Annotated in this window: 20 protein-coding genes and 1 pseudogene; 8 read left to right on the forward strand and 13 right to left on the reverse strand. The window is 76.3% G+C overall.

Annotated elements, in window-relative coordinates; all coding sequences use genetic code 11:
* Positions 1-255: 255 nt before the first annotated feature.
* From IEY75_RS00285 to IEY75_RS00300, 4 genes are all read right to left on the reverse strand, one after another.
* On the reverse strand, positions 256-876 hold the full coding sequence (locus IEY75_RS00285; protein ID WP_189112109.1) for a hypothetical protein: 621 nt from the start codon (positions 874-876) through the stop codon (positions 256-258).
* A 7-nt stretch (positions 877-883) separates the two neighbouring features.
* On the reverse strand, positions 884-1348 hold the full coding sequence (locus tag IEY75_RS00290) for a hypothetical protein (protein WP_189112110.1): 465 nt from the start codon (positions 1346-1348) through the stop codon (positions 884-886).
* Between the two features lie 75 nt (positions 1349-1423).
* The gene (locus tag IEY75_RS00295; RefSeq protein ID WP_189112111.1) at positions 1424-1918 is read right to left on the reverse strand and encodes a hypothetical protein; all 495 of its coding nucleotides are present in this window, start codon (positions 1916-1918) and stop codon (positions 1424-1426) included.
* 307 nt (positions 1919-2225) lie between these two features.
* The gene (locus tag IEY75_RS00300; RefSeq protein WP_229789235.1) at positions 2226-2693 is read right to left on the reverse strand and encodes an Lrp/AsnC family transcriptional regulator; all 468 of its coding nucleotides are present in this window, start codon (positions 2691-2693) and stop codon (positions 2226-2228) included.
* A gap of 102 nt (positions 2694-2795) precedes the next feature.
* Here IEY75_RS00300 and IEY75_RS00305 point away from each other — a divergent pair, with 102 nt between their 5' ends.
* The gene (locus IEY75_RS00305; RefSeq protein WP_189112113.1) at positions 2796-3977 is read left to right on the forward strand and encodes a trans-sulfuration enzyme family protein; all 1182 of its coding nucleotides are present in this window, start codon (positions 2796-2798) and stop codon (positions 3975-3977) included.
* 97 nt (positions 3978-4074) lie between these two features.
* Positions 4075-5019, forward strand: coding sequence for a M28 family peptidase (locus tag IEY75_RS00310; RefSeq protein WP_229789236.1), 945 nt, complete (start codon positions 4075-4077; stop codon positions 5017-5019).
* A 69-nt stretch (positions 5020-5088) separates the two neighbouring features.
* Here the strand turns inward: IEY75_RS00310 and IEY75_RS00315 are convergent, their stop codons facing one another.
* Together IEY75_RS00315 and IEY75_RS00320 are read right to left on the reverse strand one after the other, a co-directional pair.
* Positions 5089-8370 carry a S8 family serine peptidase gene (locus tag IEY75_RS00315; protein WP_229789237.1) on the reverse strand — a complete coding sequence of 1094 codons (3282 nt, stop codon included), beginning with the start codon at positions 8368-8370 and terminating at the stop codon, positions 5089-5091.
* 123 nt (positions 8371-8493) lie between these two features.
* Positions 8494-9291 (reverse strand): polysaccharide deacetylase family protein, encoded by a 798-nt coding sequence (locus IEY75_RS00320; RefSeq protein WP_189112114.1) that lies wholly within the window; start codon positions 9289-9291, stop codon positions 8494-8496.
* 211 nt (positions 9292-9502) lie between these two features.
* On the opposite strand from IEY75_RS00320, the gene IEY75_RS00325 reads away from it, so the two are divergent.
* Positions 9503-10150 carry a hypothetical protein gene (locus IEY75_RS00325; RefSeq protein WP_189112115.1) on the forward strand — a complete coding sequence of 216 codons (648 nt, stop codon included), beginning with the start codon at positions 9503-9505 and terminating at the stop codon, positions 10148-10150.
* Between the two features lie 12 nt (positions 10151-10162).
* On the opposite strand, the gene IEY75_RS00330 is transcribed toward IEY75_RS00325, so the two are convergent.
* The 7 genes and pseudogenes from IEY75_RS00330 to IEY75_RS00360 form a co-directional block, all read right to left on the reverse strand.
* Positions 10163-10750 carry a hypothetical protein gene (locus IEY75_RS00330; RefSeq protein ID WP_189112116.1) on the reverse strand — a complete coding sequence of 196 codons (588 nt, stop codon included), beginning with the start codon at positions 10748-10750 and terminating at the stop codon, positions 10163-10165.
* A 2-nt stretch (positions 10751-10752) separates the two neighbouring features.
* The gene (locus IEY75_RS00335) at positions 10753-11859 is read right to left on the reverse strand and encodes a M23 family metallopeptidase (RefSeq protein WP_229789238.1); all 1107 of its coding nucleotides are present in this window, start codon (positions 11857-11859) and stop codon (positions 10753-10755) included.
* A complete protein-coding gene (locus IEY75_RS00340) occupies positions 11856-12380 on the reverse strand; it encodes a hypothetical protein (protein ID WP_229789286.1) in 525 nt (174 codons plus the stop codon). Before IEY75_RS00340 ends, IEY75_RS00335 begins: the two co-directional genes overlap by 4 nt.
* 10 nt (positions 12381-12390) lie before the next feature.
* Positions 12391-14259, reverse strand: coding sequence for an MFS transporter (locus tag IEY75_RS00345; protein ID WP_229789239.1), 1869 nt, complete (start codon positions 14257-14259; stop codon positions 12391-12393).
* Positions 14260-14261: 2 nt separating this feature from the next.
* Positions 14262-17009 (reverse strand): annotated as a pseudogene (locus IEY75_RS00350) (ATP-binding protein); the annotation flags it as partial.
* A 973-nt stretch (positions 17010-17982) separates the two neighbouring features.
* The gene (locus IEY75_RS00355; RefSeq protein WP_189112119.1) at positions 17983-18345 is read right to left on the reverse strand and encodes a hypothetical protein; all 363 of its coding nucleotides are present in this window, start codon (positions 18343-18345) and stop codon (positions 17983-17985) included.
* Between the two features lie 9 nt (positions 18346-18354).
* On the reverse strand, positions 18355-18663 hold the full coding sequence (locus IEY75_RS00360; RefSeq protein ID WP_229789241.1) for a hypothetical protein: 309 nt from the start codon (positions 18661-18663) through the stop codon (positions 18355-18357).
* A gap of 383 nt (positions 18664-19046) precedes the next feature.
* Here IEY75_RS00360 and folP point away from each other — a divergent pair, with 383 nt between their 5' ends.
* The 5 genes from folP to IEY75_RS00385 all read left to right on the forward strand — a co-directional run bounded on the left by folP (position 19047) and on the right by IEY75_RS00385 (position 22777).
* Positions 19047-19862 (forward strand): dihydropteroate synthase, encoded by an 816-nt coding sequence (folP, locus tag IEY75_RS00365; protein ID WP_189112568.1) that lies wholly within the window; start codon positions 19047-19049, stop codon positions 19860-19862.
* Positions 19859-20230, forward strand: a complete 372-nt coding sequence (gene folB, locus IEY75_RS00370; RefSeq protein ID WP_189112120.1) for a dihydroneopterin aldolase — start codon at positions 19859-19861, stop codon at positions 20228-20230. Before folP ends, folB begins: the two co-directional genes overlap by 4 nt.
* Positions 20227-20748 carry a 2-amino-4-hydroxy-6-hydroxymethyldihydropteridine diphosphokinase gene (gene folK / locus IEY75_RS00375; RefSeq protein WP_189112121.1) on the forward strand — a complete coding sequence of 174 codons (522 nt, stop codon included), beginning with the start codon at positions 20227-20229 and terminating at the stop codon, positions 20746-20748. Before folB ends, folK begins: the two co-directional genes overlap by 4 nt.
* A 52-nt stretch (positions 20749-20800) precedes the next feature.
* The gene (locus tag IEY75_RS00380) at positions 20801-21391 is read left to right on the forward strand and encodes a DUF3180 domain-containing protein (protein ID WP_189112122.1); all 591 of its coding nucleotides are present in this window, start codon (positions 20801-20803) and stop codon (positions 21389-21391) included.
* 207 nt (positions 21392-21598) lie between these two features.
* Positions 21599-22777 (forward strand): ABC transporter permease, encoded by a 1179-nt coding sequence (locus IEY75_RS00385; RefSeq protein WP_189112123.1) that lies wholly within the window; start codon positions 21599-21601, stop codon positions 22775-22777.
* The last annotated feature ends 16 nt before the right edge of the window (positions 22778-22793 follow it).

Here is a 22793-nt window from a genome sequence, read left to right on the forward strand (position 1 = left end):
GCCGGCTCCAGCAGGGCCAGGCAGGCACCACCGCCGCGACGGCGCGGGTCGCCCGCCGCCGGCCGCGGCCAGCCCGGCGCAGACCGGGGTACCGGTGGCGGTGGCCACGGTGCCCACCGCGACGTCGGTCAGGTCGAGCGCGGCGAAGAAGCGGACCTGGTACGCGGCCATGCCGGCGAGCGCCGGCAGCAGCGGGCGCGGGCGCGCGGCAGGTAACGACAATGTGGTCGGACGCGACGTGCCGGGCGAACCCGATCAGGAGGGTGGTGCGCTCGGCGGCGGGGTGGGCTCCGGCGGGGCGGTGGCGGTCGGGGCCGGCGTCGCGCCGGGCGTGGTGACGGGGGCGGTCACGGGAGTGGTCGCCGGGGTGGGGGTGGACGGTGTCGGGTGCCGTCCGGCACCGTCGTCCGCCGCCTCGCCGGCCTGGTTGGCGGGCGCGCCGTTGACCGCGACCGGGGCGGTGGTCGCGGCGGGGGTGCCGAGCCACGCGCCCTGGCGGGCGGCCACGCGGTAGAACCACTGGCCCGGCGGCACGGCCGCATCGGTGCAGGTCGCGCTCGCGGCGCCGGGGGACGCGCAGCCGGGGCCGGCGGCCTCCCAGTCCCCGTTGGACCGGCGGCGCTCGACCCGGTACCCGCCGGGGGCCGGGGTGACCGCCGTCCAGGTCACCCGGACCGCGCGGCCGGGCTGCGCGGTCGCCGTCACGGTGGGCGGGGTCCCGAGCGTGCCCGCCGCGGCGGTGCCGGAGCCGCCGCCGGCCGGGGTCGTCCAGGCGCCGAACGCGGTCCCGGTGGCGGCCGCGGTCGCGGTCGCCGCGGTCACGGCCGCCACCGCCGCGACCCGGGAGCGGGCGCGGCGGCGGGGCGCGGCGGTCACCCCCACCTCAGGCCGTCGTCGCCGTGGCCCGCAGCGGGACGTGGAACATCGCCCCCTGGCAGCCGTTGTCCGACCCGTTGGTCATCCGCACCTTGTTGGAGGTGGCGAACTCCTTGGTCTGGCGCGGGGCGAGCAGCCAGCTCGTGTAGATCGGCGACACCAGGCTGACGCCGGTGCGGACGCAGCCGGGGTGCGCGGCGTCGACCGTCACCGGCCCGTCGGCCAGGACCATCACGACCCGGACGGCGAACGGCTTGTGGTTGGTCAGGCGGATCCGCAGGCCCCCGGCGCCGCCGGGGCGCAGGGGCGGTCCGGTGATGGTGACGGCGTCCACCGAGAAGCTGATGCTCTCCGCCTGCGAGATGGCCGTCGTCCGCCCGCTGGTGAACCACTGCGCCCAGGCCGCGGTGGCGGCGAGGGTGCCGAGCAGGACGCCGGAGGCGAGGGTGACGCGGGTGCGGCTCAGGGACATGCGCGGGTCCTCACGGTCCGAGGGGTGGGTGGGCCGACCGGCGGGGGACGTGCCGGCCGGCCCACGTCTGCCGGGTCAGCTACCGGTGGTCTCGGCGCTGACCTTCAGCGGGATCGTGAACGTCGCGCCCTGGCAGGAGTTGTGCGAGTCGTTGGACATCAGCACGGCGTTGGCGATCGCGACGGTGGCCGCCGCGCCGTCGTTGACCGTCTGCGGGGTGGCCAGCGTGGTGTCGGTGAAGGTGACGCCCGTGGCCGCCCCGGCGCAGCCGGCCGCGGCGTGGGCCGCGTCGGCGGTGATGGTGCCGTCGCGGACGACGCTCAGGATCCGCACCTGGCCGTTGCCGGCCGGGTTGGTGACGGCGACATCCACGTCGGCGTCGGTGCCCGGCCGCAGCGTCCCGGTGATCGTCACGTTGTTGACGGTGACGCCCGTGAGGGTGCCGGCGGCGCTGGTGGTACCGCTGCCGGTGCTGTCGGCGGTCCACGCGGCGAAGGCCACGCCGCCGAGCCCGACGGCGACGGCGGCGGCACCGGCGATGACGGCGGAGCGCTTGTTGATCTTCTTCATGTTTATGGGACTCCCTGACTGCCATGGAAAACGGCACGGCCTGCGGGGGCCGGCCGGCACGATCGCTGTAGGGAACGGGCCCCGCGGCGGCGCCGTTGCGGGATCCGCCGGTGAACTCTGGCGTTCCCCCGTGCGCGGTCACCCGGGCGCCCCGCGGCGGCCGGGGTCGGCGGGCGGCGCCGGCCGCCGAGTGGACCTCGGTCACGGTCCGTTCGGCCACGCCGGGCGCAGATCAGCCCGGACGGGGGTCTTGACTTCCGCCGGCGCCGTCGGGACCCGCCGCGGAAACGTCGGACCGACCGGCCGGTCAGAGCGGGGGCGTGCCGCGCTGGTACTCGAAGATCAGGCTGGTCTCGGCGTGGGCCACGTACGGCTCGGCCAGCAGCGCGTCGGTGACGAAGTCGCGCAGCGCGCCCGCGTCGGCGACGGTGACGTGGAGCAGGTAGTCGGTGGGGCCCGTGACGTGGTAAACGGCGATGACGCCCGGAAGTCGCGGGGCGCGCGTGCGGAACTGGGCCACCTGGTCCCGCGCGTGGTTGGCCAGCCGGACCGCGATGAGCGCCTGCAGCGGCCGGCCGAGGGCCGCGGGATCGATGTCGGCGTGGTACCCGCGGATGATCCCGCGCTCGCGCAGCCCGCGCACCCGGGCCAGGCAGGTGGACGGGGCGATGCCGACGGCCGCGGCCAGGGCCGCGTTGGAGGTCCGGGCGTCCTGCGACAGCAGGCGGACCAGGTGCCGGTCGACGGGGTCCAGGGTGTTCGGCATGGCCGGCATTCTGCCGCATCCGCGCCGGTCGATGTGCGGTGTATCGGGAGTGGTACCGCACGATCTGCGGAGCGGTTGCGGTACCGCCGGCAGGAAACCATCATCACCGCCATGTGGGACCGCATCTTCTCCGACACCGCCGCCGTCCGCGGGGGCCGTGCCGACCTGGCGACCGTACCGGCGCACGTACCGCCCATCGACCTCTCGACGACGTACCCGCTGCCCGCGGTCGCGGCCGGCGGCGACAGCTACGAGAACCTCGCCACCGGCGGCGCGCTCGTCGGCGGCGACAGCCCGGTGTACCAGCGGCTGTGGAACCCCACGGTCGCCCGGTTCGAGGAGGCGCTGGCCGGGCTGGAGGACTGCCCGGAGGCGGTCGCGTTCGCCTCGGGCATGGCCGCGCTGACCGCGGTCCTGCTCGCCTGCGTCCAGGAGGGCCGGCCGCACGTGGTGGCCGTGCGCCCGTTGTACGGCGGCTCGGACCACCTGCTGGCCAGCGGCCTGCTCGGCACCCGGGTCACCTGGGCCGCGGCCGACGGCGTGGCCGCGGCGCTGCGCCCCGACACCGGCCTGGTGCTGGTGGAGACCCCGGCGAACCCCGACCTGCGGCTCTGCGACCTGGACCGGGTCCGGGCGCAGGCGGGTGGGGTCCCGCTGCTGGTCGACAACACGTTCGCCACGCCGGTCCTGCAACGGCCGGCCCGGCACGGCGCCGACCTGGTCCTGCACTCGGCGACGAAGTTCATCGGCGGGCACGGCGACGCGCTCGGCGGAGTGGTGGCGTGCGACGCGCAGTGGGCGGGGGCGCTGCGCCGGGTCCGGGCGGTCACCGGCGCGCTGGTCCACCCGCTGGCCGCGTACCTGCTGCACCGCGGCCTCCAGACGCTGCACGTGCGGGTCCGCGCCGCGCAGGAGACGGCGCAGGAGGTGGCGTCCTGGCTGACCACCCACCCCCGGGTCTCGGCCGTGCACTACCCCGGTCTGTCCACCGGCGACCCCGACGGGCTCGTCGGGCGCCAGATGTCGGGCCCCGGCGCGGTCCTGGCGTTCGAGGTGGCCGGCGGCCTGGCCGAGGCGGCGGCGGTGGCCGGCCGGTGCAAGGTGATCACGCACGCGGTGTCGCTGGGCGGTGTGGACACGTTGATCCAGCACCCGGCGTCGCTGACCCACCGGCCGGTCTCCGGCGACGCCGCGCCGGCCCCGGGGCTGCTGCGCCTGTCGGTCGGCCTGGAGGACCCGGCGGACATCTGGTCCGACCTCGCGCGGGCCCTGGACAGCCCCCGGCGCGCCTGATTTCACCTGGTGGGAGCAGTTGTCGCCCCGTCCTGTGATCAGATAGTTCTTTCGACATGTGTCGATGCGACGTAGGGTGCGGAGAACGCAAGATCACATGACCGCACCCCACCCCGAGGAGTCCCTCATGCGGGTACCCACCAGCCTCCTGGCCGGCGCCACCGCCGTCGCCGTGGTGGTCGGCGTCGCCGGCACCACCCCGGCGCAGGCCCGGACCGTCCCCGCCGCGGCCGACCTGGTCGCGGCGGACCCGCCGGAGATCCCCGGCTCCGCCGCGCTGGTCCACCTGACCGAACTGAACAAGGTCGCCGAGCAGAACGGCGGCACCCGCGCGCACGGCCGCCCCGGCTACAAGGCCTCGGTCGACTACGTGGAGCGGACGTTGAAGGCGGCCGGCTTCACCGTCAACGTCCAGAGCTTCACCCAGGGCGGCGCGACCGGCTACAACGTCGTCGCCGAGTGGCCGCAGGGCGACCCGGACAACGTCGTGATGATCGGCGCCCACCTCGACTCCGTGCCCGCCGGCCCCGGCATCAACGACGACGGCTCCGGCAGCGCGGCGGTCCTGGAGAACGCGCTCACCGTCGCCCGGGCGCAGCTCAAGCCGACCAGTCGGATGCGGTTCGGCTGGTGGGGCGCCGAGGAGGTCGGCCTGGTCGGCTCCTCGCACTACGTCAAGAGCCTGTCGGCCGACGAGAAGAAGAAGATCAAGACGTACCTGAACTTCGACATGGTGGGCCAGAAGAACATCAAGAGCTGGGGCATCTACAGCGACTCGCCCGACATCACCCCGATCTGGAAGCAGTACTTCGACGCGAAGAAGCTCCAGACCCGGTCGATCAACTGGGCGGGCAGCACCGACCACTCGCCGTTCAAGAACGCCGGGATCAAGGTCAGCGGCATCGGCGACGACGCCGACCCCTGCTACCACGCCCGCTGCGACAACATGACCAACGTCGGCGAGACCTCCATGGGCCACGCCAGCAGCGCCATCGCCCTGGTGTTCTGGAAGCTGGCCGGCGCCCAGCGCCAGGTCGGCTGACCCCGCCCGCACGACGGACGAGCCCGCCCCGGCGTACCCCGGGGCGGGCTCGTCCGTGCCGGCGGACCCTCAGGTCACGGCGTCGACCACGACCGTGCCGCGCCCGACCACCGTGCCGAACTCGGTGACCAGGTCCAGCTCCCCGGTCAGCTTGCGGCCGGCGCCCGGGGCCGCGCCGGCCCGCAGCACGCCGGTCAGCTCCGCCGACTCGCCGCCCGGCAGGTGCCGGGGCCGCGCGGCGGGCGCCAGCGTCCCCAGCACCGGGGCGTAGAACGCGTCCAGGTAGTCGTACGCCGTCGTCCCCGCCGGCACCGCGTACCCCTGCACGATCACCGTGTACCGACCCGCCGCCGGGTCGGCCAGCGTCACCGACTCCTCCGAGTCCCCGTCGGCGGACACCCCCACCAGCGCCCCGTCGCGCAGCAGCCCGAGGTCCAGGTCGGCGCCCAGGTCGGCCGGGTTGCCGATCGTGACGGTCAGCCGGCGCGCCCCCGCGGGCACGTCCAGCGCGTACGTCTGCTCCGCACCGTCGGCGATGCTCGGCCGGCGGCGCAGCAGGCTGCCCAGCGGCCCGCCGCGCCCGGTGACCGTGGTCTCGGCGAACCGGTTCGTCAGCGACCAGTGCACCGGCACCTCGCCCCCGGCGGCCACCGACGGCACCGTCAGCACCGCGGGGTCCACGTCGACGCCCAGGGCCGCGGCGGTGAGCGTGAACGGGTTGGCCAGCACCGGCGTCGTCCGGCGCGACTCCACCGTCACCTCCCACAGCCCCGGCATCGGGGCCGCGTAGGAGCGGCGGACCGGGTTGCACTCGGCGGCGTCGGAGAAGTTGGTGTAGCACTGGAGACTCGACGAGCTGTCGATCGGCACCCCGTACGGGTTGGTGGCGATGAACCGGGTCTGCGAGCCGGTCGCGATGCCCGACAGGTGCAGCTCCAGCGCCTCGGCCCCGGCCGGCACCTCGACCACGTAGCTGCGGGCCACGCTGCGCCCGGTGACCGCTTGCACCGTGCGCCGGTACGCCGGGGCCGTCAGCCGGGCCTGCGGGGCGGCGACCACCGCCGACACCTCGGCGTCCAGCAGCGCGGTCCGCGGGTCGTCGACGCGCAGGATGGCGCTGTGCACGCCCGCCCGCGGCCGGGCCGTCACCGTGACCGCCGTCGGCCGGCCGCGGGCCAGCAGGACGTCGTCGGGGCCGCTGAAGGTCCCGTCGTTGCCGGCCCAGGTCAGCCGGTGCCGGACCGCGCCGGCCCGGCCGGTGGTCCGGGTCAGCGTGATCCGGTACTGCTTCTCCTGGCCCGCCCGGTGCCCGCCGGCGGCCGGGGCGCACCGGTTGTACAGCCCGGCGCCGCGGTGCGGCACGGCGAGGTTCTCCGACAGCGGCGTGCAGACCGGCGCGTCCACGGTGTACTGCCGCGCCTGCGGGGCCGAGCGCAGTTGCCGCCAGGCGGCCGGGACGTCGACGAGCCCGTGGCCCTGCACGTACGTCGGCTGGTCGGGCAGCGGGCGGGCGGTGCCGGCCAGCGCCCGGCGCAGCGCGGCCGGCGTCACCGCGACCCCGCGGGCCCGCGCCGCCGACAGCAGCGCCGCGGCGGCGCCGGTGGTCTGCGGCGCGGCCATCGACGTGCCGTTGAACATCGCGTACCCGACCGGCAGCGCGTACCCGGCCTCCGGCACCGGCGCGCCGTCCTGCCACAGCGGCGTGGCCGACACGGCGGCGCCCGGCGCGACGATCTCCGGCTTGAGGCCGCCGTCCTCGCGCGGGCCGCGGGAGGAGAACGGGAACATCCCGTACTCCGCCCGGACCACCGCGCCGTAGTTGTGCAGCCAGGTGGCCCGGCTGACGCTCGCGCCGACGGACACGGCCAGGTCCGCCACCGACGGGTCGCCGACGGTGTTCAGGCCCGGGCCCGAGTTGCCGGCCGAGATGAACAACTGGACGCCGTAGTCGGTGATGACCCGGTTGTACAGCAGCGCGCGGGCGTTGCGCCCGTCGTTGAGCGCCGGCAGCCCGCCGATGGAGATGTTCACGACGTCCACGCCGCGGCGGGTCACCAGCTCGACCAGGCCGTCGGTCAGCGCGGCCGCGGTACAGCCGCCGGAGAACGTGCACGCCCGCGCGGACACGATCTTCGCGCCCGGGGCGGCGCCGTCGAAGGCGGCGTTGCCCATCAGGTCGTTGCCGGCGGCGATGCCGGCGACGTGGGTGCCGTGGGAGCCGTCCACGATGCCGATGTTGACGAAGTCGGCCACCTCGTCCCGGCCGGCGGGGGACAGGTCGACGTCCTCGCGGTACTCGACCACGAACGGCATCCGGTCGGCCACGGGCGTCGCCGGGCGGTCGGTGCCGAAGTACTCGACCTGGTACCGCTCCCTGTACGGCCGCAGCGCGGGGCCGTCGGCGAAGTCCCGGTCCAGGTCGTTGTCGACCCGGATGTCGTGGGACGCCGGGTCGTACAGCACGCCGAAGATGTCGTCGGTGTCGCCGTCGCGGTTGGCGTCGCCGCAGTTCTCGCAGTCCGGGCCGTCGGTCTGGGCCTCCACGAAGGTGCCGAAGCGGTAGCTGCCCGCCGGGCCGGTCCAGGTCCGCCCGGCCGCGGTGAAGCGGGGGCCGGTGACGGTGGTGAGCATCGGCAGCCAGGTGCCGTCGCCCTCGACGAGCGGCGCCGTCGCCGTGAACCAGTCGACGATCTTGCGCTCGCCGGTGGTCGTCCGGGCCAGGGCCGGGTGGTCGACGGCCACGCCCGAGTCGAGGATGCCGATGGTGACGCCGCGCCCGTCGAACCGCGGGTCGGTGCGGCGCAGCGCCGTCACGCCGGTCTCGCCGACGGGCAGGAACGGGTTGTCGGCACCGGTGTCGGCGCCGGGCGCCGACGGCGCCGGCCGGTTGGACCGGCGGGGGCCCGCGGCGGCGGGCCGGGCCGGCTCGGGGCTGCCCAGGCGTTCGTTGAGGTCGACGGCGGCCACGCCGGGCAGCGCCGCCGCCCGCAGCGCGGCGTCGGTCGGCACGCGGACGTGCAGGTACCCCAGGGCGTCGCTGCGGGCCGCGACCCGCCCGCCGAGCCGCCGCAGGCGGTGGGCCACCCGCGCGGTGCGGCCCTTGTCGGTCACGACCATGAGGTCGACGTGCGTGGTCTTGGTGGCCTCCGCCTCGGCGAGCAGGCGCATGTCCTGCACGTCGAGGGTGTCGACCGGCGCCTGTTTGGGCGGCGCCGCCGCGGCCGGGGCGCCCGGGTGGGTGGCCGCGGGCGCCGCGGCGGCCGGCGCGCCGACGGCGGCGAGGCTGCCGGCGACGAGGCCGGCGGCGATGAGTCCGGCGCCCCAGGGGGCCGGACGGGTGGGTGGACTCACGGACTGCCTCCGTACGCGAATCGGGCGACCGCCGAGGGTGGCGCGACGCTCGCCCTGTCGTCGTCACCTTATGTCAGTACATCACTGGATAAGTGGCGTCCGCCCGGCCCTCCGCTGGTCGTGTCACACCAGGACGAAGGCGTACCCCTGCTCGCGCAGGTGCGGGATCATCCGGTCCAGCGCGGCGATCGTCTGCTGCCGGTCGCCGCCGCCGTCGTGCAGCAGGACCACATTGACCCGGCCGGGCTGGACCCGCGTGACGACCCGCTCCACCAGCGTGTCGGCGGAGGGCTGCTCGAAGTCGCGCGGGTCGACGTCCCAGCGCACGACCCGCAGGCCCAGGCCGCTGACGATGCCCCGGGTGCGGTCGTCCATCTTGCCGTACGGGAACCGGAACACCGTCGTCGTGATCCCCGTGTACCCCTTGATCAGCGAGCGGGTGTTCTCGACCTGCCAGCGCACGTCCCAGCTCGACAGCGTGCTCATGTCGGCGTGGTTCCACGAGTGGTTGGCCACCTGGTGGCCCTCGGCGGCGACGCGCTGCGCGGTGAACCCGCGCCACGACACCCGGTCGCCCAGCATGAAGAACGTCGCCCGCACGTCGTGCTTGGCCAGGACCGTGAGGACGGCCTCCGTGGCCGGCCCGGGGCCGTCGTCGAAGGTGAGCGCGACCGCGCCGACCGGCTGCCGGGCGGCTGCCGCCCCGGTACCGCCGACGGCGCGGGCGCGCGCGTCCAGGCCCAGCGGGGAGGCGAACGCCACGGCCGCGCCGGGCGGGCCGGTGGCGTCGGCGGCGTCGTCCGTCCGCGGCGGGTCGCCGGGGGTGCCGGCGACGACGAGGCAGACGCCGGCCGCGACGGCCGTCGCGGTGGCCCAGGCGCGTGCGCGCAGGTGGGGGGTGTGCGGGGCGCGGGGGATCATGGCACGTCCTTCGGCCGTCGAGGGGAAGGCACTCCGATCAGGAGCCACCTGTACGGAATGCGGTTTTTGTCCTACCAACGCGTGTGGGTCTTACGGGGCACGCCGTACGGGGGACAGTTCACCCGCCCCGGTGGCAACCGCCCGCCGGGCGTTACCTGCGCGCAGGCGCCGGGTGGCGCGCCGTCGGCCGGGCAGCCAGTACCCTCGACGGGTGGACATCCAGCGCTCCGACGGCGGCCCCGGCGGCGGGCAGCCGCCCGCCGCGGCCCGGCCCGGGCCGGCCCCCCGACCGCGCCCGGCGGACCCCGGCGCCCCGCCCGGACCGTCCACATCGGCGGCCGGGCCGCGGCCGGTCCCGCCCGCGGCGGACGCACCGGCCGACCCGGCCGACGGCCGGTGGAGCCGGCAGCGGCTGTGGCTCGGCGTCGGCGCCGGCAGTGTGATCCTCCTGCTGGCCGGCGGCGTCGGCCTCGGCGTCGTCCTGTACGCCGACGCCACCACGCCGCGCACCGATACGCCCGACGCCACCGTCGACAACTACCTGCGCGCCCTGCTGGTCGACCGCAGCATCGACGCCGCGCGGGACCTCGCCTGCCCGCAGGTGGGCGGCCTGGCGGCCGTGGAGGACCTGCGCGACGAGGCGATCGACCGGGAGCGCGAGTTCCCGGACGGGCGGGTGCAGATCACCTGGGGGGCCCTGGCGACCACACCGGAGGGTCCGGGCCGGGTCACGGTCGAGACCGACGTCTCCGTGATGGGGGTCTTCGACAGCCAGGTCCGCAGCCGGCGGGTCGACACGTGGCGGTTCGGCCTGGTCAGCGACGGTGGCTGGCAGGTCTGCCGCGCCGAGAAGCTCTGACCCGGGACTGCGTCACTCCAGCCAGAGCGTCGACACGGCCAGGGCGCGGGTCTTCGGCGGGGCGCCGCTCCACGCCCAGCGGTACCAGTCCAGCTCCGCGGCCACCCGCACGCACACCTCGCCCTCGGTCCCGTCGTGGATCTCGGACACCGCCCGCAGGTCCCGCACGAACCGGTCCTCGTGCCGCCACGCCAGGCGCCGCCCCGCGACGGTGCCGGCGTCCAGCACCGGCACCGGCGCGCGCGGCGGCGGCTGATCCAGCGACACCAGCCGGGAGATCGGCGTCGGGGTGTCCGCCGCGGCGACGGTCTCCACCCACACCCGCTCGACCGGTACCAGCGGCGCGAACACCTCCACCCGGTCGGTCTCCGCGCGGTACCACTCGGCCTCCGGCAGCACCGGGACCAGCGTGCGGCTGCCCTGGACGACGGCGTTGTCGGCGCGCAGGTCGCCGCGCCAGCCGTGGCCCGGCACCCCGGTGAGCACGCGCCAGCCGCGCAGGGAGCGCTGCGCCGCGGCGGGCCGGGGGACGATGGCCGGCGGCGGCCGGGGTACCCAGCCCGCCGCGTCGGCGAACGGGTCGGACCACTGCGCGCTCATCGTCAGCCCATCGTCACGCCGCGGTGGCGCAGGAACTCGACCGGGTCGACCGCGCCGAAGCGGCTGCGGTCGCCCTGCAGGTGGACCTCGAAGTGCAGGTGTGGACCGGAGGAGTTGCCGCTGGTCCCGACCTGGCCGAGCAGGTGTCCCGCCGCGACGGTCTGGCCGACGTGGACGGCGGGCCGGCGCAGCAGGTGGCAGTACCGGGTCACCACCTTGTCGGCGTGGGTGATCTCCAGGTACCAGCCGCAGCCCGGGGTGCCCGGCGAGCCGTCCTGGTCGCACCAGTACGCGCGCCGCGCGTCGTTGTCGCACTCCAGGTGGGTGACCACGCCCCCGGCCGCCGCGCGTACCGGCGCGTACCGGCGCGCCCCGAGGTCGATGCCGTGGTGGCCGGGCCGCTGCGCGGTGCGGAATCCCGACACCACGCCCGCCCGCGCCGGCAGGGTCCAGCCCGACGCCGCCACCTGGCCGGTCTTCGCGCAGGCCAGCGCGCCGGTCGCCCCGGCCGCCGCCCGGGCGGCGCCGTCGGCGAGCGCGTTGACCACGTCGGTGGCCAGCGACTCGTGCTTGGCGTAGGCGTCCGGGTACGCGCTGCGCTGCACCTTCTGGGCCGCGGCGGTCAGCGCCATGCCCTGCCACCCGCCGACCAGTTGCAGGCGCAGGAAGAACTTGCGGGCGGTGTACGCCGGGTCGCGGAGCTGCTGCGGGGTGCCCCAGCCCATGCTGGGCCGCTGCTGGAACAGGCCGATCGAGTCGTGGTCGTTGGCCGCGCCGAGGTGGCCGAGGTTGCTCAGCCGCGACTCCTGCATGGCGGTGGCCACCCCGACCACCCAGCCGCGGGGCGGGATGCCGAGCTGCCGGCCCACCCGGATGATCACTGCGGCGTTGGCGAGCTGGTCGGCGCCGAGGCCCCGGACCGAGGGCAGCCGGCCGGTGGGTGCCAGAAGGCCGCCCTCGCCGCAGCCCTGGGCCGCCGCGGCCAGCGAGGACCGGCCGCCGCCGGACCCGCCGAACAGGGCCGCGCCGACGCCGCCGCCGCAGCAGGTGAGCAGCAGCCCGCCGGTGAGGCCGACGGCCAGCCCGGGCCGGCGCCAGGGGCGGGTCACGCCTGCTCCCAGTCCACGGCGTCGACGAGCCACCGGCCGTCGGCGGCCCGCAGGCGCAGGCGCAGCAGGCCCGCCGCGGTCGGGACGGTCGCCTCGGCCAGCTCCGCGCCGAGCGCGGTCACGCCGCCGCCGTCGGCCAGCGCCGTGGCGGGCACGCTGCCCGGGTCGGCGTCGGCGAGGCGGTCGGCCAGGTCGGCGGTGACGAGCGGGCCGAGCCGGCCCTGCCACCCGGCGGGCGTCCGCGCGCCGCTCAGCCAGGCGGCGGCGAACCGCCGGGCCACCGCGTCCGGCGGACTCGCCCCCGGCAGTGCCGCCAGCGTCGGCGTCGGCGGCGCGCTCTCCCCGTCGTCGCCGACGCTGGGGTGCACGGTGGTGATGGGGGCGACCGCGGGCTCCGGGGTCAGGTCGTCGGCGGGGGCCACGAACGAGGTGGTGGCCAGGACGCCGACGACGACCGCCGCGAGGCAGGCGGCGATTCCGTACCGGGAGCGCAGGAGCCGGGCGGCGAGCTGACCGATCATCCGCACGGCGTCACCGGGCCTCGGCGCGGGTGCGCGGCGCGCCCGCCGGTACCTCGACATCGCCGGTACCGGGCCGGAACACGGTCACCGTCGACGGCTCGTCCGCGGTGTCCGGGACGGACCAGCCGGCCGGCACGGTGCTCTCGCGGCGCCGCTGCGGGGACGGGCCGGTCTCCGGGCGCACGGTGCCGCCGGCCGGCCGGGCCGGTGTGGCCGGCGCCGCGGCCTGGCTGGCCTCCGCCGCGGTCGGCGCCAGGCCCGCGGAGTCGGTCCGGGTCTCCGGGCGGATGCTGGTGTGGGCGACGGCGACCTGGTTGACCACCAGGGACCGCCGCTGCTCGTCGCCGTGGAACAGCCGGCGATGCCAGCTCCCCGCGTTGGCCAGCACCCGGCTCGGGTCCTTGCCGCCCAGCTCGGTGATCCGCCGGTACGGCCGCAGCAGCAGCCAGCCGACGACGCCGCAGAGCCAGACGAGCGCGACCTGGAGCCAGCCCGGCAGCGACGCGGTATTCATGATCATGTCGACCGCGAACAGGTAGATCGCGGCGCCCGTGCCGAAGATGGCGATGTTGAACACGGCAGCGACGACGGCGTTGGCCAGGCGCCGCATCCCCGCGCCGGCCGGCCGCAGCAGGCCGATCGTCCCCAGCAGCGGGGCGGCGATCACGGCCCAGCGGAACAGCAGGAAGCCGAGCAGCACCAGCAGCGAGGCGGTCAGGTCGAACATCGCGAACAGGAGGGCGGCCAGCAGTGCGATGAACCCGGCGCCGATGCGGTCCATGCCCTTGGCCCCGGTCAGGTACTGGTACGCCTCCGGGTCCTCGGCCTTGATCTGGCCGACGACCTTGCGCCACTGGGTGTTCTTCGCCGCGATGGTCGAGTCGCGGGTCGACGGGTTCGCCCGCACCTTCTCGGCCTCGTCCCAGCTGAACACCTTGGCGTCGTACAGCGCCAGGCCGTACTTCCTGGCGGTGAGGGAGTCGGCCGAGCCCAGCAGCCCGCGCAGCCAGTTCTTGTAGAGCATCGACTCGGTCACCGTGTCGGAGGCGCGCACGGCGGGCGCCCGGTGGTCCCGGCACGCGTCAGGGTCCGCGTCGTCGCAGGCGGGCAGGGAGACCGGGCGCGGCCCGACCGCCTCGTGCACGACCCCGAGCGACCCGATCAGCGTGGCGTCGGCGAGGTTCGCGGACTTCACCGGCCAGGCGGCGACGGCGGTGACCGCGATCATCACCAGCAGCGCCCAGCCGGCCGTCGTCATCGCGCTGCTCATGTCCGACTGGCGCGAACGCCACAGCAGGTAGAGGCCGACAATGCAGAGAGTGAGGATGCCGAAGACGCTGAAGACTTTCCGGTAGATCGCCTTCGTCGCCCCGTCGACCATCGGGTCCGCCCAGCTCCACATGCTGCGCGGGTCCCACGCCCGCTCGCGGAGCGCGTTGGACGCGCCGACGATCATCGAGGCGCCCATGAACTCGACGTTCGCGATCTTGTTCTCCGTCTGCATGTCCAGCAGGTCCGGGATGCAGTCGGCGCCGACCTTGGGGAACTCGTAGCCGGCGTAGGCGTACTGGCTGTACATGCCCTGCGGCCCGCCCCGCCCGGCCGAGGCCGGCCGGGAGCCGAACCAGCCCGAGACGCCGGAGTCCGGGCTGTCGGGTACCGGCGCCTTGTCGCACGCCTGCGCCGGCAGGTCCTTGAGCTTGGCTGCGCAGCCGCGGAAGTCGTTCTGCCACTGGGCGACCGTGCACAGGTCGGCAGCCGGGCGCGCGGCGGCCGCGGCCGGGGCCGCCGCCGGGGCCAGGCAGGTCAGCGCCGCCACCAGCACCGCGAGCAGCGCGCCGGCCAGCCTCGAACCCGGGGGTCCCACAGCCCTCGTCACGCTCATTCCTCCTCGTCGGCGCCGGTGAGCGCCGGCACCGGTTCGGGCAGGAGCCCCGGCGCGGCCACGGCGGCCGCCGGAGTGGTGTCCAGGTGCGACAGCAGGCCCTCCACGTACGACACGTCGACGCGGACCTTCTGCACCCGGCCGTCGGTGTCGCGCATGACGAACTCGCGGAATCCCAACCGGGCCGAGGAGGACGCGTCGACCTGTGACAGCGAGGCCAGCGTCGCCTCGTACCCGTCGCCCACCGGCACCCGCAGCAGGCGCAGCGCCTCGGCGGCGATCTCGCTGTCCTCGGCGATCCGGCCGACGAACACGGTGGAGACGAGGTTCTGCACGTCGAGGCCCAGGATGTCGCGCGGGTTCTGCGAGGCCACCAGGGCGGCGAGGTTCCACTTCCGGGAGTCGCGGGCCAGCCGGACCAGGAAGGAGCGCCCCGACCGCCAGCCCTCCATGAAGTGGGCCTCGTCGAGGCCGACCAGCTTGCGGGCGGCCATCGACCCGCCGTAGCAGCGCCGGACCGCCAGCCGGTGGGCGGTGTGCAGCATCGGCAGTGCCAGCGCCTCCTCCGCCGACCAGTACTCCCGCTCGATCTTCAGGTCGGGCAGCCGCAGCCCGGCCATGGTGATCACCGTCAGCGCGGCGTCGGCTCCCAGCAGCCCCGGGGGCTGGCGCCCGAAGAACAGCATCGCCAGCGGCATCTCGGCCGTGTCGAGCAGCAGGTTCGCCAGCTCGCGCGAGTCGTCGTCCCCCTGGCGCAGGCACGTCACCACGTCGTCCAGCGTGGAGGTCTCCTCGGCGGGGACCTGCCGGGCGGCGTGCCGCAGCAGCGTCGCGGTGGAGGACTCCCGGGCGACCTGCGGCGGCACCAGCATCATGCAGATGTCCTGTACCAGCATCCGGCGCTCGGCGCGGGCGTTGGAGACGGCGATCTCGAACTCGCGGTCCCCGCCGGCCCCGACCCCGAACTCCGACCGGTTCGGCGTGGGGATCAGCGAGTACGGCGCCAGCGTGCCCTGCTCGGAGCCCGTCAGGTTGAGCACCCGGCTGTACGGCCGCAGCTCCGGCATGTCCGCCAGCCGGGCCAGCGGGCCGGACGGGTCCAGCAGCGTGACCTGCACGCCGCGCCGGGCGGCGAGGTAGCCCAGGGCGCCGAGCAGGGTCGACTTGCCGCCGCCGGGCTCGGCGACGAACACGCCCAGCCCGGACCGCTCGCGGACCTCCATCGGGAAGTGCAGGTCGAGGAAGACCGGCCGCCGGCAGGTGCCGGCCGTGCGCCCGATGAGGTCGCCGCGCCGGTCGCCGACGGTGCTGGCCGCCTGGGGGAGCGCGGCGGCGAGCAGCTTGACCGGCATCCGGCGCAGGTAGCCGGTGTTGGCCACCGGCTCGCCCGGGATGAACTCCCGCGCCAGCCAGTCCTGCTGCTTGGGGTGCTGGAGCGAGAGCCGCAGCTCGCGGGAGTAGAGCTGCATCAGGCGCCGGGCCCGCTCCAGGCACTCCTCGCGCGAGCGGCCGCCGACGGCGATCCGGTGCCAGCCGTGCGCGCGGGCCGACTCCACGGGGAGGCCGGTGGTCATGTCGTCGCCGATGTGCAGCGCCCGCTTGGCCAGCCGCTCCAGCTCCGGCGGCGCGTCGATGCCGTGCTCGGCGTAGTCCTGCTGCTGGGAGCGGATCATCCGCAGCCGGTGTTCGAGGTTCTTGAACGAGTCGTTCGGCCCGAGGATGTCGATCCGGCTGGACAGCTCCATCGGCCACGGGAGCCGTTCGTGGAAGTGCAGCCACGGCTCGTGCCGCTCGGGGATCTCCAGCGGCTCCATCCGGCCGACGGTCAGGACGGCGACGTGCCGCTCCTCGCCCGTCATCCGGTTGACCAGCTTGACCGTGCTGCCGTACGGCGTGCGGTACCGCTCGATCTGCTCGGTCAGCCCGAGCATGTCGGTGTTGTCCCACTCGCCCCCGGAGACCGGCGACAGCGCGCCGGGCGGCGCCATGCACAGGGCGACCGAGCGGTACAGCAGCCACTCCAGCTCCTGTGCCGTCACCCGGCGCCCGCGCATCCCGAACGCGCCGAGAACCTCGTCGAACTGCTCGACGGTCCGGCTCATCCGGCGCCGCTCGGAGTCGGCGACCCCGCGGCCGAACGCCCGGAGCAGCTTCTCGCCCAGCGAGTCGCCGAGGGACCGGCGGTGGAAGGTGACGCCGAGGAACGTCTGCCCCTCGGCGTGGTTGACCGACAGCAGGTGCCGCTGGGCGGCCACGAGGTGGTCGGGCCACGAGGTGGCGCCGGGCGCGGCCGGCAGCGGCGCGGGGGTGTGCGCGTCGACGGTGCGGGCCCACTCGTCGGCGGGGAACGGCCGCGTCGTGCGCCGCAGGTGCAGCCGGAAGCCGGCCAGGCCGGCGTACTGCTCGGAGATCGCCGCCAGCAGCGCCTCCCGCTCGGCGTCGGGCCGGAACGCCCAGCGCACCTCGGGCAGCCAGTACCAGGCCGTGACCGTGTGCGGGGTGAACGTCAGGTGCCCGGCGATCTCGGTGATCGCCAGGTCGACGGCCGGGTCCCGGTCCCGGATGCGCAGCTTGCGCGGGGCGGGGCGGCGGATCGAGGGGTCGGGCGTGCGGCGGGCGGACCGGGTGCGGCCGCGCGCGCGCTCGGGCCGCTTCGCCGGGCGGTCCGGGGCCGGGCGGCCGTCGGCCGGCGCGGCCGCCGGTGGCGGCGGCCCGGTTTCGGCCGGCACACGCAGCGGGGGGCCGGCCGGCGCCGGGGGCGGGGCGCTGACGGCGAAGACGCCGGGCGCCTGCTCGACCAGCTCCGGCGCCGAGTCGTCGGCGCGGACGGGGCCGGCGGGGGCGAGGTCGACCAGTTCGGGCAGGCCCGGACCAGTGGTGATCTCCGGGGCGCGGGCGGCGCGGATCCGACCCACGGCCTCCGCCGCGGAGGTGCGCCCGGCGTCACCGGCCGAGGTCCGCGCGCGGTCCTGGGCGCGGTCCCGCGCCCGGCCCGGCCCGGCGTCCGGCGTCCGGGGCGCGCGCCGGGCCCCGTCGGCACCGCGCGGCTCGCGCGCGGGCAGCGTGGACGCGCCGTCGCGCGCGGTGCGGGCGTCCCGCGCCCGGGCGGGCGCCGGCCGGCCGGGCGGGTCGCCCTCCACCGGTGGGTGGGCGCCCCGGCCACCGTCCCGGTCCTTGCGCGGCGGCGCGGCGGTGCGCGGCGGCGCGGAGGTGCGCGGTGGGGTAGCGGTGCGCGGCGGGGGTGGCGCTCGCGCGGCGCGGCGGCCCCGGGCGGCTGGCGGTCGTCCGCCCGCGGCCGGTCGGCGGGCTCGCGGCCGGGGCGCGGTTCGCGCCGCGCGGGCGGGGTGCGGGACTCCGACCCCGGGGCCGGCGGCGTCGACCAGGCGCCGCCCGGCCGCGCGGGGCGCCGCTCCACGGCCCGGCCCCGGGCGCCGGCCGCGGCGGGCGGGCCGGCCGGCGCCGGGTCGGCGGCGTCACGGGGAGCCGGCCCCCGGCCGGCGTCGGACTCGCCGTCGACGAACAGGTCGAGGAACGGCGACTCGATGTCCAGCCTGGACGGCCGGTCGACGTCGGACCGCGGAGGGGCCAGCGGCGGCCGGACGCGATCGCTGCCGACGGCCTGGAAGACCGCCACCGCGCCGTGCGCGGGGCTGGTCACCAGGTCGCCCTCGATCACCCGGTCCTCGTCGGTACCGCGCGGGTCGGGCGTGGAATCGCTCACATCAGCTCCTGCCGCACTCGAATCCGGTTCGCGACCAGGCGGGGGTCGCGCTGCTCCACCGCCGGTTCGCGGGTCCGCCGCCAGTCCGTCAGCGCCGTGCGGATCACCGCGCGCGCGGGGCGGTCCGGGTCGACGTGGCGGAAGACGAACGAGGTGGTGACGATCGCCAGCGCGATCGGCCAGGCGGGGAACAGTTCGATCTCCTGCGTGAGCAGCCAGGAGACGAACATGTACGCGGGAACGAGGAGGATGAACAGTCCGTACTGCGCATAGGGCAGGTGCACGGGCAGGGTGTAGCCGGGCGGGCCGAGGTAGACCAGGCGGGCCCGGTAGATGTCGTCGTCGGTACGCAGCCGCATCGCAGCGACCTACTTGAACATCAGGCCGATGAGGTACTCGCCGACGAAGAACATCGTCGCGGCGCCGGCGATGAAGCCGAGCCCGACGATGGCGATCGCCGAACTCGTGAGCACCTTGCTGATCTCACCGCGGCTGGCCCGGCCGATGAAGATGACGCCGAGGATGGCGAGCAGGATCGGGGCGACCTTGCTGGCGAAGAAGCTGACGACGCCCTCGGTGTTGATGCCCTTGGGCGGTGCCGCGGCGTGGAGCGCGAGCAGTGCCTCGCGCGGGTCGCCGACGGACCACACCGCGTGCACGAGTTCGCTGGCGCTCATAACACTCCGTTTCTCGTCTCGCCACCTATGGTGAGCAAGTCTGTACTGATACGCCCGACTTTCTACTTATTTGGCATTGCCCGGACGCTTGATGTCTCCCATTCGCAGAGCGTACGGGTCGCCCCCCTTTAGAACAACCTAAGAAGACCGTTCTCACTGGGCCTCGTGATGCGCCTGAGACCCTTCCCACCAGGCGGAACGCCCCAGCGGGGCAGGAACCGGGCGGCCGGCCGAAGCAGGCGATCACGGACTTAGCGACCGGACACGCCGACGACACGCCGCCCCGACCTCTTGATCGTCGATGCGTCAGGGGGGTGCCGCCGCCCGGAGCGCGGCCGCGTAGCGTCGGTGCGGTGGATGCGGTGGTGCCGGGGCCGGTGGTGATGGGCGTGCTCAACGTCACGCCGGACTCGTTCTCCGACGGCGGGCGCTACGCGTCGGTGGCGGCCGCGGTCGCGCACGGCGTCGCGCTGCGCGCCGAGGGTGCGGACTTCGTGGATGTCGGGGGCGAGTCCACGCGGCCGGGCGCCGCGCGGGTGGACCCGGCGACCGAGTGCGCCCGGGTCCTGCCGGTGATCCGGGAACTGGCCGCGGCCGGGGTCCCGGTCAGCGTCGACACCACCCGCGCGCGCGTCGCCGACGCCGCCCTGGCGGCCGGCGCGGTCCTGGTCAACGACGTCTCCGGCGGCCTCGCCGACCCGGCCATGGCCGGCGTCGTCGCCGCGGCCGGCTGCCCGTGGGTCCTCATGCACTGGCGGGGGCACTCCCGCGACATGTCCCGCCTGGCGGCCTACGGGGACGTCGTCGCCGATGTGCGCCGCGAGCTGGCCGCGCGCGTCGAGGCCGCGCTCGGGGCCGGCGTGGCGGCCGGGCAGCTCATCCTGGACCCCGGGCTGGGCTTCGCCAAGCTGCCGCCGCACAACTGGGCGCTGGCGGCGCACCTGGACACGCTGGCCGCGCTCGGCTTCCCGGTCCTGTTCGGGGCCAGCCGCAAGTCGTACCTGGGCGCGCTGCTGGCCGGTGCCGACGGCGCCCCGCGCGCGCCCGCCGACCGCGAGGCGGCGACACTGGCCACCTCGGTACTGGCGGTGGCGGCCGGCGCCTGGGGCGTCCGCGTGCACGCGGTCCGCGCCACGGTCGACGCCCTCGCCGTCTGGGCGGCCACCGGCCGCCCCCGACTGGTCGGAGGTGGGCGGTGACGGACCGGATCACGCTGCGCGGGCTGACCGTGCGCGGCCACCACGGCGTCTTCGCCCACGAGCGCGCCGCCGGCCAGGACTTCGTCGTGGACGCCGAGCTGGAGGTGGACCTCGCCGCCGCCGGCCGCAGCGACGACCTCGCCGACACCGTGGACTACGGCGCCCTGGCCACCGGCCTCGCCGGGATCGTCGGCGGCGCGCCCGTGGACCTGATCGAGACCCTCGCCGCCCGGCTGGTCGTCGCCTGCCTCGCCGACCCGCGGGTCGCCGCCGCGACGGTCACCGTGCACAAGCCCGCGGCGCCCATCCCGCTGTCCTTCGCCGACGTCGCGGTCACCGTCCGGCGGACCCGGGCCGACCTGCCGTGAGCCGCGCGGTACTCAGCCTCGGCAGCAACCTCGGCGACCGGATCGGGCACCTGCGGGGCGCCGTCGCTGGGCTGTCCGACGTCCTGCTGCTGGCCTCCGGCGTCTACGAGACGCCGCCCTGGGGCGACGCCGACCAGCCCGCCTACCTCAACGCCGCCGCGCTGGTGGCCGCCGACGGCGTACCGCCGGAGTTCTGGCTCGACCGCGCCCACCGCCTGGAGGCGGCGGCCGACCGGAGGCGCGACCCGGCGCGGCGGTACGGGCCGCGCAGCCTCGACGTCGACGTCGTCGCGGTGTGGGACGACGCCGACCGGCCCGTGCTCCGCGACGACCCGGTGCTGACGCTGCCGCACCCGCGGGCGCACCTGCGGGCGTTCGTGCTGCGCCCGTGGATCGACATCCAGCCGTACGGCGAGCTGCCCGGCCACGGCTGGGTGACCGACCTGCTCCAGGTCGAGCCGGTTCTCGGCGACGTGCCCGACGTGAAGGGCCGACCGGACCTCCCGCTGGAGGGCTAGCCACCCGGCCGAGGGTGGAGCCGCCCGCCCCCGGCGCCTACAGTGAGGGGCGATGAGCGCCCCCGAGCCCCGGGACCCCGACGGCGGTCCCGCGACCCCACCCGGCCAGACCCCACCCGGCCAGGCCCCACCCGGCCAGGCCCCGCCCGAGCACCAGCGCCGGCCGCGCCTGGAGCCGACGCGCGGGTCGACGCTGGTCCTCGCCGGGGTGATCCCGCTCGCGCTGACCTGGCTGCTGATCAGCCGGTTCTACGGCGACCTGCCCCGGCTGCCCTGGGCGCCCGCGGCGTGCGGCGCCGTCCTCGCCCTGGTCACCGCGACGCTCGCCACCCAGACCCGCGGCCGCCTCGCCGGGCGGCCCGGCCGGGAGCCGGTCGCGCCGCTGCTGGTGGCGCGGTTCGCGGTCCTGGCCAAGGCGTCCTCGCTGACCGGCGCGGTGTTCGCCGGGATGTACGGCGGCGCGCTGACCTGGCTGGCCGTCGAGCAGCAGCGCGCCGGCAGCACCGAGGCGCGGACCGCCGACCTGCCGATCGCCGTGGCCGGGGTCGTCGCCTCGCTGCTGCTGGTGGCCGGCGGACTGTGGCTGGAGCGGGCGTGCCGCGTCCCGCCCCGCGACGACGACCCCGACCCGCCGCAGGACTGACCCGCACCCCCACCGGCGGGCGTCCGCGACCATCGGATTTGCGGACGTCGATGGCAACCGCTCGGCCGCCCCTGGCCGCCGGTGGTCCGAGCGCCCCTCGGCCGACCGCACCGATGCGTGCCGACGAGGGGCCGTCCCGCCCTCCTCGTTGATCCGGCCCCGGCGCGGACCGGGGTACCGTCGCGGCTGACGTGAACGGAGGTCACGATGGCGTACGGACACGAGGACCTGTCGTACTCGGACATCCGTCCCCACTCCGGCGAACAGGTCGTCTACGACGATCCCGCCCCGGCGGCGGGCGGCTACGACCGGCTCCGGGACTTCCGGGACCCGGCCCCGCCCGCGCGGCGGATCACCGCGGTACCGGCGGAGGTCCTGGACCGCGTCTTCGACGACCCCGAGGAGGGCGAGCCGGGACGCGACCGGATGCGGGTCCACCTGGTGTGGGAGGGCCTGCTCCTGGTGGCGCTCGCGGCGGTCGGCGCACTGCTGTACCGCCGCGACGCGTCCCTGTTCTCCGGCGCCGCCCTGGCCGACCTGCTCGTCACCGTCGCCGGCCTCGGCCTACTGGCCCTCGCCGCCGACCTGAGCCTGCGCGCCGGGGCGGTGAACCTGGCGATCGGGCCGGTGGCCGTCGCGGCCGGCATCCACGTCGCCGAGCAGGGGGACCGGGGCACGGTGGACGCCCTGACCACCGCGGGAGCGGCGGCGCTGGCCGGCGGCCTCGTCCTCGGCCTGCTCGTCGGGCTCCTGCACGTCCCCGGCTGGGCCGCCACGGCGGTCGGGGCACTGGGCGCGTTCGCCCTGGTCGCCAGCCGCACCGCGCCGGTCCTGCCGCAGGGCGCCTACCGCGCCGCCCCCGACGCCGTGCCGCTGGCCGCCGCCGTGGGGACCGCGGCGCTGCTGCTCGGGCTCCTCGGCGCCACGCGCGGGTTCCGCCGGCTGATCGGGCGGTACCGGCCCGTCCGCGACCCGGCGCTGCGCCGCGGCGGTGCCGCCGCCGTCGTCGTCGCGCTGGCGCTCGCCGGCTCGACCGCGCTGGCCGCGGCGGGCGGGGTGGTGCTGACGGCGTTCCACGGTACGGCCGCCGGCACCGAGCCCGCCCTGCGCTGGACTGGCCTGGCGCTCGGCATCGCCCTGCTGGCCGGCGTGAGCGCGTACGGCCGGCGCGGCGGCGTGGCCGGCACGCTGCTGGCCACCGGCCTCGTCGCCGCCGTCGGCGCCCTGGTCACCCCGCCGCCGTACCTGCTCGCCGCCGGCACCCTGCTGCTCGGCCTCGCGGTGACCCGGCTCGTGGAGCGGTACGGCCGCCCCAGCCCGCTGAGCGGGTGGCGGCCCGGCCTGTTCGCGGACACCGCCGGCAGCGGCCGCCTGCACCGCGGCTGACCACGCCGGCGCCGGT

The sequence above is a fragment of the Pilimelia terevasa genome, assembly GCF_014647915.1.
Classification (GTDB): domain Bacteria; phylum Actinomycetota; class Actinomycetes; order Mycobacteriales; family Micromonosporaceae; genus Pilimelia; species Pilimelia terevasa.

Coding starts and splice junctions, on each gene's coding strand:
- IEY75_RS00290 (WP_189112110.1), bottom strand. CDS start 1,348: ATGTCCCTGAGCCGCACCCGCGTCACCCTCGCCTCCGGCGTCCTGCTC.
- IEY75_RS00295 (WP_189112111.1), bottom strand. CDS start 1,918: ATGAAGAAGATCAACAAGCGCTCCGCCGTCATCGCCGGTGCCGCCGCC.
- IEY75_RS00300 (WP_229789235.1), bottom strand. CDS start 2,693: ATGCCGGCCATGCCGAACACCCTGGACCCCGTCGACCGGCACCTGGTC.
- IEY75_RS00305 (WP_189112113.1), top strand. CDS start 2,796: ATGTGGGACCGCATCTTCTCCGACACCGCCGCCGTCCGCGGGGGCCGT.
- IEY75_RS00310 (WP_229789236.1), top strand. CDS start 4,075: ATGACCGCACCCCACCCCGAGGAGTCCCTCATGCGGGTACCCACCAGC.
- IEY75_RS00320 (WP_189112114.1), bottom strand. CDS start 9,291: ATGATCCCCCGCGCCCCGCACACCCCCCACCTGCGCGCACGCGCCTGG.
- IEY75_RS00330 (WP_189112116.1), bottom strand. CDS start 10,750: ATGAGCGCGCAGTGGTCCGACCCGTTCGCCGACGCGGCGGGCTGGGTA.
- IEY75_RS00340 (WP_229789286.1), bottom strand. CDS start 12,380: ATGATCGGTCAGCTCGCCGCCCGGCTCCTGCGCTCCCGGTACGGAATC.
- IEY75_RS00355 (WP_189112119.1), bottom strand. CDS start 18,345: ATGCGGCTGCGTACCGACGACGACATCTACCGGGCCCGCCTGGTCTAC.
- IEY75_RS00360 (WP_229789241.1), bottom strand. CDS start 18,663: ATGAGCGCCAGCGAACTCGTGCACGCGGTGTGGTCCGTCGGCGACCCG.
- folP (WP_189112568.1), top strand. CDS start 19,047: ATGGGCGTGCTCAACGTCACGCCGGACTCGTTCTCCGACGGCGGGCGC.
- IEY75_RS00380 (WP_189112122.1), top strand. CDS start 20,801: ATGAGCGCCCCCGAGCCCCGGGACCCCGACGGCGGTCCCGCGACCCCA.
- IEY75_RS00385 (WP_189112123.1), top strand. CDS start 21,599: ATGGCGTACGGACACGAGGACCTGTCGTACTCGGACATCCGTCCCCAC.